The sequence below is a fragment of the Confluentibacter sediminis genome, from assembly GCF_003258355.1.
In the GTDB taxonomy this organism is placed as follows: Bacteria; Bacteroidota; Bacteroidia; order Flavobacteriales; family Flavobacteriaceae; genus Confluentibacter; species Confluentibacter sediminis.
In genome coordinates this window covers 112,708-125,812 of sequence record NZ_QKPO01000014.1, presented here as the reverse complement: position 1 = coordinate 125,812, position 13,105 = coordinate 112,708, and the positions used below count along the sequence as shown (strand labels likewise).

Genomic DNA, 13,105 nt, shown 5'->3' with positions numbered 1-13,105 from the left:
CAACAACCAACAACTAATACCCATATTTCCCTTTCCAGCGTTGTTTTAAAAACTCGCGGTGGGTATTTTCTCTGGAATTATTTCCAGGATCATATAATTTAGTGTTTTTTATTTCGTCTGGCAGAAACTCTTGATTGGCAAAATTATTTTCATAATTGTGAGCATATTGATAATTGTCTCCATAACCCAACTCTTTCATTAACTTAGTCGGTGCATTTCTAATTTCTAAGGGTACGGACAAATCTCCAGTTTCTTTAACCAATTGCTGTGCTTTACCAATGGCAATATAAGACGCATTGCTTTTTGGTGAACATGCCAAATATGTGGCACATTGACTTAGTATAATTCTAGATTCTGGATATCCTATCGTAGAAACGGCTTGAAATGTATTGTTTGCCATTATTAATGCCGTTGGGTTGGCATTTCCAATATCTTCACTGGCCAAAATAAGCATTCTCCTGGCAATAAATTTAACATCTTCTCCGCCCTCAATCATACGCGCCAACCAATATACTGCGGCATTCGGGTCGCTACCACGGATAGATTTTATAAATGCAGAAATAATATCATAATGTTGTTCCCCAGTTTTATCGTAGCGAACCGTATTATTTTGAATTTTATCCAAAACTAATGCATCCGTAATTATGATATCATTTGATGCTTCAGAATTCACTATCAATTCAAAAATATTGAGCAATTTTCTGCCATCACCACCCGATAATCTTAACAGTGCTGAAGTTTCCTGTAGTTTTATATTTTTTTTGGAGATATGCGCGTCATTTTCAATAGCACGATTTAAAAGCATCTCTAAATCGGTTTTTTCAAAGGCATTTAAAATATATACTTGACAACGCGATAAAAGCGCAGAAATAACCTCAAAACTTGGGTTTTCGGTTGTGGCACCAATCAATGTAATCCAACCTTTTTCTACAGCCTGTAATAAAGAGTCTTGTTGCGATTTACTAAACCTATGAATTTCATCAATAAATAGAATGGGGTTTTTGGTAGTAAATAAACCGCCGCTTTGTTTGGCTTTATCAATAACATCACGTATATCTTTAACACCAGAATTTATGGCACTTAGTGTGTAAAATGGCCTTCCAGATTCCGTAGCAATAATATTAGCGAGCGTTGTTTTTCCAGTTCCTGGAGGCCCCCAAAATATCATAGACGGAATCAAGCCTTGTTTTATATGCTGTGTTAAAGCACCATGTTTGCCAACTAAGTGCGTCTGGCTTACATAGTCATTTAAAGTTTTAGGTCTTAAACGTTCTGCTAAAGGTTCATTCATAATTGTAAAATTAAAGTATTTATAGGTTTAAAAACATTAATTTTATTAAAAGAGTTAGAGTGTTTTAGTTAAAATTTAACTGACAATTTATCATAAAATAGATTATGGATAATAAATTGATACATGGTAATTAATGAAACAGTATGATTATTTCAAATTTTCAACCGACGTCATAGTTTATCCTTTGCTTTTTTTATTAAGTATTTGGATGGTATTTTGGTTTGAAGTTCGTTTTGGATATAATTTCTCTAATTATGGGATTTATCCACAAACATTAAAAGGCCTAAGAGGTGTTGTTTTAAGTCCGTTTATACATGGCAATCTCCAACATATTTATCATAACAGTATACCTCTATTTGTTTTATCAATGGCTTTGTTTTATTTCTATAGGCACTTAGCTTGGAAAGTTATTATATTCGGAATTCTTCTATCTGGATTTTTTACGTGGTGTATTGGTAGGCCTTCTTATCATATTGGTGCTAGTGGTCTAATTTATGTTTTGGTGAGTTTTACTTTTTTTAAAGGTGTTTTTTCAAAATATTATCGCTTGGTAGCTTTGTCTTTATTAATTGTTTTTCTTTACGGAAGCATGATTTGGTACACGTTGCCTATTGATGATAGTATTTCTTGGGAAGGACACTTATCAGGGCTTGTTACGGGATTATTGTTTGCTTTATTTTTTAGAAGTAAAATTTTAAAACCTAAAAAGTTTGATTGGGAACAAGATAATTTTAATGAAGCAGACGACCCTTTTTTAAAACATTTTGATAAAGATGGAAATTTTATTGAAGAAATTGACTCAGAAACAGAGCTGGAGGAATCTAGTATAAACTATATTTTCAAAGAAAAGAAAGAATGATTTTAAGAATTTAATAGACTTAAAACGTGTAATACCAACAATCTAAGAAAGTCTTTGTCTAACGGCTTCATATAAAAAAGCTCCGCAAGCCACCGATACATTTAAAGATTCTATTTCACCTAGTAAAGGTAATTTAGCTTTATCGTCTACAACTTTTAAAATAGAAGGATTGATGCCTCTGTCTTCCGACCCCATGATGATAGCACAAGGTTCTTTAAATGAAATATCGTATAAGGTATTATCTGTTTTTTCTGTGGCCGCTATTACCTTAATGCCTGATGATTGCATGTAAAATACAGCGTCTTTGATATGGTCTACTTTACAAATAGGAACTTTAAATACAGCTCCAGCACTCGTTTTGATGGTGTCTCCATTAACAGGAGCACCTCCTTTTTTTTGAATGATTATGCCATTAACACCAGTACATTCCGCAGTTCTAATAATAGCACCAAAGTTACGAACATCACTCAATTGGTCTAATAAAAGAAATAAAGGTATTTTTCCAGATTCTATAACTTCAGTAATTAAACTTTCTAAATCATGAAAACCAATTGGCGAAATTTGAGCGACTGCACCTTGATGATTTCCTTTTGTTAGTCTATTTAGCTTTTCTACTGGAACATAAGACGAGTTTATAGACTTTTGGCGTAGTACGAATTCTAATTCAGTAAATAAATCGCCTTTTAACCCTTTTTGAAGGAATACCTTATCAATGATTTCCCCTGAATTAATGGCTTCAATGATGGCTCTAATACCAAAAATTTGTGTTTGTTCTTGCATGGGGTAAAGGTATAAAAAAACCACCTTGTTTAGAAGGTGGTTTTAAATTAAAATGACTTGTTTTCTATATTATTGAGGTGTATATACAGCATCAATAAAATCTCCAAAAGCATTTTCCCAATGGATTGATAATGTACCGTCTTCGTTAGCTGTTCCGGTTAAAGTTATGGAGTCTCCGCCAAAACTTGTACCCCAAGTACCAGATAAGTTTCCGCATACATCAGTAAAGTTTCCAGTTGTTTCAAAGGTGTATCCATATACACTATACCAAAAGATATACACCCCTGCTACACCATCTGATATCGTATAATTTCCCCCGCCATTATCCATAACTGTTACAGTATATGGAAGGTTAACGGCAGGTGGTTGTCCATCAGTGTTATCACCATTAGATACAACACTATATGTGCCACCTAAATTTGAAGGGCAAGATACAGCATAAGTTTGAATTATATTTAAGCCAGCGTATTGATTAAAATCTGCTGCATAATAATTTGGCTCAGCTTTGTCATTAAGTAATTCTAGCGTTTTGCCGTTAGCTAAAGTGACAGAAGTAAAAAGTATTAATTTATCACCTACATTTAAATCTGCATTACTATTAAGTTCAGTAAATGCATTTAAAATGTCTGCTCCAGTAATGCTATACTCTTTGGGAAACGTTGTTATATTGGCATCTAGAGTTACAGGTCCGTATAAATCTCCATTTATCGTAGTCCAAAAAGCCTTTAAATCCATTGAGGTTGGGGATCCGATGCCTATATCTACAGTAAACTTTAAACTTAATGCGTCAAAGCCTGTAAGATCAATAAAATCATCACTCCCAGTAACTAATTTAAAATTAGGCGTAGCACCATTTTCCAAAGGAATGACAGATGTCCCCCCATCATTTTCACAAGAAGTATTTAGCAAAAAGAGTGCTAAAATAGCTATTATTATATGTATTTTTTTCATTGTATTTTTTTTAGATTAATTATCCCAAAATATTTTGTATGTGGTAGCATCCTTTTGAGCTGGAGCATTTTTGTTAACATTCAATTCTGATAAAGGCCAGAATAATGATAATTGAAATGGTCGTGTTAATATAGTTTCACTATCATCTAAAGGCCATGCATCTTCATTATCTAATTGATATTCTGGGGATGGACCTACAGGATTAGCTAGTACAGGATATCCAGTTCTTCTATAATCATTATATTGGTCATAAGGATCTCCAAATGTTGATACCCATTTTTGGGTCATGATAATTTCCATTTTTTTTGCAGGAGCTGCAGTATCAAACTCAGCAAGAATATCATCAATAAATGTAGTTGCTTCGGTAGATCCAGCAAGAACGGGTACCGTTTGTGTGGTTTTTGAATTGGCAACAACATTATCTACTTTTGCAAAAGCAGCAGTAATTGCTTGTTCTAATGTAGCTTTAGCATCACCAGAGATTAAACCAGCCTGAATAAGTTCAGCTTTTATGAATAAAAATTCATGATATGTAAGCATTCTATGAGGAGCAACACCAGTTCCTGCATTAGTATCTGCTTTACCTCCTAATCCATCATCATATTTTCCTCCAGCTGGATAAATACCAGGGTATGTTGAAGAATTTCTAGAAGCAAAATCACGATTTGGACCTGTGCTACCAAACCTGATACTGTGAAATCCAGTGTTTCTATCCCAATAATCAGATTTAGGGTCTCCTGTTGTAGGGTCACCAACATCGGGAGGCAATTGACCTGGAGTTAATTGATTAAAGAAATAATAAGGTATTCTAGGGTCAGCTATTCCATTATGTATATTGGGGTTCCATCCTTTTAAAATTTCATAAAACCATGGGCTTGCGTATTGAGTAGTTTGTCCAGTTAGGTAAGAATCTAAATATAATGGATTTCTTTCCTCAGCAGGAGACTGGGTCGCTGAATAAGTGAATTGAAAGTCATCACTTAAACTAGTCATAAAATTATTGCCAGTCACTAAAGTATTTAACTTACTAGCGTCAAATAAAGACGATAACCTAATTTCATTATATAATTTTAATTTAAGTGTGTTTACAAATTTGTTCCATTTAGGAAGACTTCCTTTGTAAAATAAGTCTTGAGTGCCAGGGTTTTTTCCTGTAGCACTATTAATATTTATTAAACCTTGATCAATTAAATCAAGACCAGATTGATAAATGCTTGCTTGCTCATCAAATACGGGGCTCACAATACCATTCGCTAATTGGCCTGCCTCAGAGAAAGGAGCATCTCCCCATATATTAACAAGAATTGTAGCTGTATAACCTTTAATAACTTGAGCCATACCAACCATAATCATTTCTTCCTCTTCTGTTCCTTGTTCTATAATAATATCACATTCAGCTAATACAGAATACGCATTATTCCATGCGTTATTTACTAAAGAGTTATCAGGCTTGGTACCGTATTGATCTTGTTCTTCACGAAAAACGAATTGATGAGAATAAGTAGAAAGAATATCACCTAAAAATAATTGATAATCAGTAATATCTTTAAAGTTTATTTCAACATTAGTCAATAACTGATCTAAAGGAGCAGCAGTGGGGTTATTTGGATCGTTATTTACATCTAAATAATCACTACAATTATAAACGAATAAAAAAGACATACAAGTAAGAATAAGTATCTTATAGCTTTTTAATTTTATATTTAATATATTTTTCATAATTTTTTAATTAAAACGTTAGATTAATCTTAAGACCATATCTTTTTGAACTAGGAGCAGATTGTGTTTCTATGCCTTGAAGATTACTAGAACCATACGCTGTTACATCTGGGTCAAAATTTGTGTATTTAGGTACGTTAGGAGCAAAATACCATAAATTGTTACCAATAGCTGAGATAGATAAAGATCCTATAAAAGTTTTCTCTAAGAATTTTTTAGGAACATCATAAGTCAGGGAAATTTCTCTCAATCTATAGACAGTGCCATCATAAACAGAAGCTTCATCGACACTATTGATACCAAAAGTATTACTACTAGCAGGTGAAAAATATAAATTATTCATGGTAATTTGAGTGCTGTTCGGGATTTTGTTTCCAGAACCATCAAGAATAGGTTCTCCACTAGTTGGGTTTCCGTAATAACCAGGAATAACAAATGTACGTTCACGGTCTTCGGTATCCCTTGTAACCCCTCTCCCAAGTAATGCATCTATACCTGATGATGAAATATCACCACCTTCTTTCCAGTCGATTTGAGCCCTTAAACTTAAACTTTTATATCTAAAGGTATTTGTGAAACCAATTTTAAAATCTGGTGTAGGATCTCCAATAACTTTACTGTCTAAAGCTTGTATAATTCCTCCTTCACCTTCTAAAATCAAATAATTACCTTCATCGTCTCTAGCAAATGCAGTGCCATAAAAAACACCATAAGGCTGTCCTTTCTGTACATAAGCAACTTGGTTTACATCTACTGGAAATCTATCTAATCCATCAATTAATTCTTTGACTATGTTTTTGTTTTTTGTGAAAGATGTAAAAGTCGTCCAACTAAAATTATCACTTCTTACAGGTGTTAATGTCAAACCTATTTCAATACCTTTATTTTCCATTTCACCAATATTGGTTAATAAAGAAGAATAACCACTACTATTTGGTACGTTCACTCTAGAAATTAAATCAGTTGTGGTTTTTTTGTACCATGTAAAATCAATAATAATACGCTTATTAAAGAATTCAAGATCGGTACCAATTTCAATTTCCTCGGTATTTTCAGGTTTTAAATTTGGATTACCTAATGTTGTTGGCAAAAACACTGTTGATTGTCCAGCAAATACATCTCCTAAACCAAAGATCTTATTTATTTGATATGGATTAGCATCACGGCCTACATTAGCCCACCCACCTCTAATCTTACCATAAGACAAAATACCGCCTTCAATATTTAAAGCATCAGTAAAAATAAATGATGTAGAAACAGATGGATATAAGAAACTATTATCGTTCTTAGGTAATGTTGAAGACCAGTCATTTCTAGCTGTGGCATTTAAAAATAAATAATCTTTATAGCTTAATCCTAAATCTCCAAATACACCTACCAATCTTCTTCTTGTAGTATCATCAAAGTCTGCTGTAACATTTTTAGTATTTTTAATAGTGAAAATGTCTGGGGCAATCAAGTCAGTTCCAGTATAAGCGTAATTATGACTTGATCTTTGATTCACATTATTACCAACAGTAAAATTTAAATTTACATCTTCAGATAAATCATAATTAAAATTCAAGGCTAAAGTAGATTCAATTTCTTCAGTATCATAAACTTCACTTATAACCCTGCCTATTCCCGCAGCGGCTCTAGATCCTTTATCTGTAATTTGTAACCTATCTAGGCTATATTTATTTACACCTAATTGATATCTTACATCAATGTGGTCATTAAAATCGTATGCAAAGCTTATATTGGCTACAGTTCTATTAACGTCAGTAATAATTTGGTTATGCTGCCATGACCATAACGGATGATCCCAACCAGTATTAGGAATAACAGGAGCGCCATTGGCATCTTCATAAGGTAAACTTAAATCCCAATTCCTGCCCAGTACCAAAACTCTAGCAAATGAAGACGCAGCCCCGGCAAATTGATTTTCTCCAAAAAAACCACCAACTTGTTCACTATCGGAATAACTTAAATTTGCACCAACTTTTAATCCATTTTCTAATGTAAAATTACCACCTGTAGAAAAATTAGTTCTTCTATAGGTATTGAAAGGGATATATCCTTCTTGGTCTAAATTTGAAATGGTTAAACTGAAATTTGAATTATCCTTAGCAATATTAACACTTACTGAATTATCAGAAACAACGCCAGTTCTAAATAAGTCTTTTACGTTATTTGGTTTAGCCACATAGGGAACCGTAGGTCCAAATTGATCTGGAAAAGCAGTAAGTAAATTAGGCCACGTTGGAATAGTTTCAAGAGAGTCAAATCTAGCTCCCCAAGATCCATTAGCGTTATTATAATTAAAATTAGTTCCTGGTCCGTATGTGTTTTGGTATTCAGGAAGATTAGCTATGTTTTCTAAATAAAGCCCACTACTAAGTGAGACTTCGAATTTTTTATTTGAAGCGCCACCAGATTGGCCGGTTTTAGTAGTAATTAATATAACCCCATTAACAGCTCTAGAGCCATATAATGCTGCTGCTACAGCACCTTTCAGAACTCTAATATCAGCTATGTTATTTGGGTCTAATGAAGAAATACCAGACTCATAGCTGCCTCCAGACCCAGTAACTTGATCAGATGTTTCTATTTCATCATTACTATATGGGGTCCCATCAACAACAAATAACGGTTGGTTTCCGCCTTGAAATGAAGTAATACCCCTAATGTTTATTTTGTTTGCTGCACCAGCAACCCCAGTAGATACATTTATATTAACTCCAGGTACTTTACCATTAAGAGATCTTAGTAAATCTGGTTCAGAATTCTCTGTAATTTGCTCGGGTTTAACTGATTGAACAGAATAGCCTAAAGATTTTTCATTCCTCTTAATACCTAGGGCTGTTATAACAACCTCTTCAAGAGCTGCAACATCTTCTTTAAGAGTTACATTAATTGTGTTAGACGCACCTATAACAATTTCTTGGGTAACATAACCAACAAAACTAAAAATCAAAGTACCACCTTGATTAGCTCTGATCGAATAATTGCCATCGAAATCTGAGGCGATACCTGTAGAAGTACCTTTTACTAAGACGGTTACTCCAGGGATTGGTAAACCGCTACCATCAGTTATCGTACCTGAAATTGTCTTTTCTTGTGCGAACGTTAGTTGCACGACAAACGCTAGTAATAGCGTTAGAATTCCACTAAACTTTGTTTTCATTTTATAAATATTTGAATTAGTCATGCCAAAAATCTTAAAATAAAGTTAATAAAACAATAATTTAGAGTTAAAATTTCAATGTTTTTTTTAAATCACTGAGAATTCAACAATGTTTTGCTGAAATTTAACCGTTGAGCTTATGTGGATTTTGAAATTGAATCATTGGAATTTCTTGTTCAACATTATATCATTGGTGTCCTTGAGATTTAGTGGCTCTGGGGATGTAAGGGTTTTAGAATCAGATCCAAAACCATAGCCAAAATGATTCTCTTTAACATTAGTTGTTTTGTTTTGAAAATTAGCTGTCTATTTTTATAAAAATATTATCTCTAAAATCATTTAAATTGAAAATTTCAATAACATTTATATTTAATTGAACTTGCTATTCAGATAAAGAAGCCATTTTTCTTTTCTTAAATTTGTTTTTAATTAAATAAAGACGAATTTATGAGGAATAATAAAACATAACATTGTTACTTGGTATACTGATGATTAGAGGTAAAATGGCTTGAATAAAAGTTTGTAATGAACTACCTCGCACTCTTGAGTACAAAGGTGGTTCATTTTTTAGATAATGCTTGGTGTAGACCTTAGCGGATTATCCATAATCCTTTGCAGCAATATTATTAATGACTCTTTTTAGATTCAATTAGCTAATTGGACTTTTATTTGTTTTCCATAACTTCAATATTTGACAATCGTAATTTTGTACACGGGAAAACTTCTGATGTGATTTTAGAATTAATGATATTTAATTTACTTTCAATATCTTCTATCTTTAAAACGAATTACGGCCATATACAAGTTTTGACGCTAAGTTTATGAAAAACTTATCAGGTGAATTTTCATCATATTTATTATCATATGGTATCTTTTCTTTAGTTGAATTATAGCTCAGCATGTTGAATCATTTATTTTGAGTATGTCATCTAATTGTTTTCTTGGCAAACAATTTTTTAAAAGTTTTTTATGAATAGACAGATAATCTTGAATTTGTTTTGAAGGATTTAAAGAATTAATAGGTTGATTTTTAATGTCTGAATCTCCCTTAATACTTATCCCTAAATCTTAGCTAAAAACAGTGTGTATATTATAAGGAGTAAAAAGCGGACTCTCTTCATGGTAGAAATCAAATATATAGCATGGAAATCCAACAGGAAAACAACGCTTGTAATATTATTTTTAAAATCTATTGAAAATTAATTCTTTAACGTTTGAAAAATACATTTTTATTTCTACCTTTGCAGCCCTCTTAAATGAGGATTTTAAAATTTATATAGAATATATATGCCAACAATTTCACAATTAGTACGAATAGGAAGAGCCAAAATAACCAAGAAGAGTAAATCGGCTGCTTTAGATTCGTGTCCACAAAGACGTGGGGTTTGTACGCGTGTTTACACTACGACACCTAAAAAACCTAACTCTGCAATGCGTAAAGTAGCAAGGGTAAGGTTGACAAATGGTAATGAGGTAAATGCATACATCCCAGGTGAGGGTCACAATCTGCAAGAGCACTCGATAGTATTGGTTAGAGGTGGAAGAGTAAAAGACTTACCGGGGGTTAGATATCATATCGTTCGTGGCGCTTTAGACACCGCAGGTGTTGCAGGTAGAACACAACGTAGATCTAAGTATGGAGCGAAGCGTCCGAAACCAGGGCAAGCGGCTGCGCCAGTAGCAAAAGGTAAGAAAAAGTAATTAAAACTTTTAAAAAGAAGACATGAGAAAAAGAGCAGCAAAAAAGAGACCGCTTTTACCAGATCCTCGATTTAACGACCAGTTAGTAACTCGTTTCGTTAATATGATGATGTGGGATGGGAAGAAGTCCATCGCTTTTAAAGTTTTTTATGATGCTATTGACATTGTAGAAGCAAAAAAGGGAGATGCAGAAAAAACAGCATTAGATACTTGGAAAGATGCTTTGTCTAACGTTATGCCTCACGTAGAAGTACGTAGTCGTCGTGTTGGGGGTGCTACATTCCAAATACCAATGCAAATTCGTCCAGACCGTAAAGTTTCTACAGCAATGAAATGGCTTATTAGTTATTCACGTAAAAGAAACGAAAAATCTATGGCGCAACGTTTAGCTTCAGAAATTTTAGCTGCGGCTAAAGAAGAAGGTGCTGCCGTTAAGAAAAGAGTAGATACACATAAAATGGCGGAGGCTAATAAAGCATTCTCTCACTTTAGATTTTAATACGACATGGCAAGAGATTTAAAATTAACAAGAAATATAGGTATTGCTGCGCATATTGATGCTGGTAAAACCACTACTACAGAACGAATCCTTTATTATACAGGTGTTTCTCATAAAATAGGTGAAGTGCATGATGGTGCTGCAACTATGGACTGGATGGAGCAAGAGCAAGAACGTGGTATTACAATTACGTCTGCTGCTACAACTTGTGAATGGGTTTTTCCAAGAGAAAATGGAGAGCCTACAGCGGATTCTCAATCATATCATTTTAATATTATTGACACTCCTGGTCACGTAGATTTTACTGTTGAAGTAAATCGTTCATTACGTGTGTTAGATGGTTTAGTGTTTTTATTTAGTGCGGTTGATGGTGTAGAGCCTCAATCTGAAACTAACTGGAGATTAGCTGATAACTATAAAGTGCCACGTATTGGTTTCGTAAATAAAATGGACCGTCAAGGTGCTAATTTTATGGAAGTGTGTCAACAAGTAAAAGATATGTTAAAATCTAATGCGGTGCCAATCGTTTTAAACATTGGTGATGAAATAGATTTTAAAGGTATTGTTGACCTAGTTAAAAACAGAGCTATCGTTTGGCATGATGAAACTCAAGGGTCAACTTTTGATGTTATTGAAATTCCAGAGGAACTTAAAGCTGAAGCAAAATTACTTCGTGGTAAACTTATTGAAGAAGTAGCTACTTATGATGAGAATTTGCTTGAAAAATATATGGAAGATGAAAATTCTATTACAGAAGAAGAAGTGCATGCTGCACTTAGGGCTGCTGTAATGGATATGGCAATCATTCCAATGATTTGTGGTTCATCATTTAAAAATAAAGGAGTACAGTTTTTATTAGATGCTGTATGTCGTTACTTGCCTTCTCCAATGGACAAAGAGGGAATCTTAGGTATGAATCCTGATACTGAAAAAGAAGAGCTTCGTAAGCCAGATGTTAAGGAGCCATTTGCTGCTTTAGCATTTAAAATCGCTACCGATCCTTATGTTGGTCGTTTAGCATTCTTCCGTGCTTATTCAGGTCGTTTAGATGCAGGTTCCTATGTGTTAAATAACCGTTCAGGTAATAAAGAACGTATTTCTAGAATATACCAAATGCATGCTAATAAGCAAAACGCTATCGATTTTATCGAAGCTGGAGATATTGGAGCAGCAGTTGGATTTAAAGATATTAAAACAGGAGATACCTTAACTGCTGAAAAGCATCCAATTGTTTTGGAAAGTATGAATTTCCCTGATCCAGTAATTGGTATTGCAGTGGAACCTAAAACAAAAGCGGATGTTGATAAGTTAGGTATGGCTTTGTCTAAATTAGCTGAAGAAGATCCAACTTTTACAGTTAGAACGGATGAGGCTTCAGGGCAGACTATCATATCTGGAATGGGTGAGCTTCACTTAGATATTATTGTTGACCGTTTGCGTCGTGAATTTAAAGTTGAAGTAAATCAAGGTGCACCACAAGTAGAATACAAAGAAGCTATTACACGTAAAGCTGATCATAGAGAAGTTTACAAAAAACAATCTGGTGGTCGTGGTAAATTTGCTGATATTGTATTTACTCTTGAGCCAGCTGAAGAAGGAAAAACAGGATTAGAATTTATTTCTGCAATTAAAGGGGGTAACGTTCCTAAAGAATTTATACCTTCTATTGAGAAAGGATTTAAAATGGCGATGGTAAATGGACCATTAGCAGGATATGAAGTTGATGCAATGAAAGTAACATTAAATGATGGTTCTTACCATGATGTGGATTCTGACGCATTATCTTTCGAGTTAGCTGCTAAATTAGGTTTTAAAGCTGCTGCTAAAGCTGCTAAAGCTGTTATTATGGAGCCTATTATGAAACTTGAGGTAATTACTCCTGAAGAGAACATGGGTGATATTGTTGGTGATTTAAACAGAAGAAGAGGTCAAGTAAGTGATATGGGTGATAGAGCTGGTGCGAAAACTGTAAAAGCAACTGTGCCTTTATCTGAAATGTTTGGATATGTTACAACATTAAGAACATTATCTTCGGGTCGTGCAACATCAACTATGGAATTTTCACATTATGCTGAAACTCCTTCTAATATTTCTGAAGAGGTTATTAAAGCAGCTAAAGGCGTAGAAGCTTAAAATTTA

9 protein-coding genes are annotated in these 13,105 nt (G+C 33.8%); 4 read left to right on the top strand and 5 right to left on the bottom strand.

The genetic code is table 11. The annotated features are described in order from the left end of the window. Positions 1-13 precede the first annotated feature (13 nt). Positions 14-1,291 carry a replication-associated recombination protein A gene (locus DKT72_RS13480; RefSeq protein ID WP_111309267.1) on the bottom strand — a complete coding sequence of 426 codons (1,278 nt, stop codon included), beginning with the start codon at positions 1,289-1,291 and terminating at the stop codon, positions 14-16. Positions 1,292-1,424: 133 nt separating this feature from the next. Here DKT72_RS13480 and DKT72_RS13475 point away from each other — a divergent pair, with 133 nt between their 5' ends. After that, on the top strand, positions 1,425-2,150 hold the full coding sequence (locus tag DKT72_RS13475) for a rhomboid family intramembrane serine protease (RefSeq protein WP_111309266.1): 726 nt from the start codon (positions 1,425-1,427) through the stop codon (positions 2,148-2,150). Positions 2,151-2,192: 42 nt separating this feature from the next. Here the strand turns inward: DKT72_RS13475 and rlmB are convergent, their stop codons facing one another. From rlmB to DKT72_RS13455, 4 genes are all read right to left on the bottom strand, one after another. Further along, positions 2,193-2,930 carry a 23S rRNA (guanosine(2251)-2'-O)-methyltransferase RlmB gene (rlmB, locus tag DKT72_RS13470; RefSeq protein WP_111309265.1) on the bottom strand — a complete coding sequence of 246 codons (738 nt, stop codon included), beginning with the start codon at positions 2,928-2,930 and terminating at the stop codon, positions 2,193-2,195. A 69-nt stretch (positions 2,931-2,999) separates the two neighbouring features. Next, complete coding sequence (locus DKT72_RS13465) at positions 3,000-3,881, bottom strand: hypothetical protein (RefSeq protein ID WP_111309264.1); 882 nt, start codon at positions 3,879-3,881, stop codon at positions 3,000-3,002. Positions 3,882-3,896: 15 nt separating this feature from the next. Beyond that, entirely contained in the window at positions 3,897-5,600 is a 1,704-nt protein-coding gene (locus DKT72_RS13460) for a SusD/RagB family nutrient-binding outer membrane lipoprotein (RefSeq protein WP_111309263.1), read from the bottom strand. A 10-nt stretch (positions 5,601-5,610) separates the two neighbouring features. Further along, entirely contained in the window at positions 5,611-8,766 is a 3,156-nt protein-coding gene (locus DKT72_RS13455) for a SusC/RagA family TonB-linked outer membrane protein (protein ID WP_111309262.1), read from the bottom strand. Between the two features lie 1,287 nt (positions 8,767-10,053). Here DKT72_RS13455 and rpsL point away from each other — a divergent pair. The 3 genes from rpsL to fusA are packed head-to-tail and all read left to right on the top strand — an operon-like array spanning position 10,054 to position 13,099. Continuing rightward, complete coding sequence (gene rpsL, locus DKT72_RS13450; protein ID WP_111309261.1) at positions 10,054-10,467, top strand: 30S ribosomal protein S12; 414 nt, start codon at positions 10,054-10,056, stop codon at positions 10,465-10,467. 22 nt (positions 10,468-10,489) lie between these two features. Next, positions 10,490-10,966: a 30S ribosomal protein S7 gene (gene rpsG, locus DKT72_RS13445; protein WP_111309260.1), complete on the top strand. Its 477-nt coding sequence runs from the start codon at positions 10,490-10,492 to the stop codon at positions 10,964-10,966. Between the two features lie 6 nt (positions 10,967-10,972). Continuing rightward, a complete protein-coding gene (gene fusA, locus DKT72_RS13440; protein WP_111309259.1) occupies positions 10,973-13,099 on the top strand; it encodes an elongation factor G in 2,127 nt (708 codons plus the stop codon). Positions 13,100-13,105: the final 6 nt, after the last annotated feature.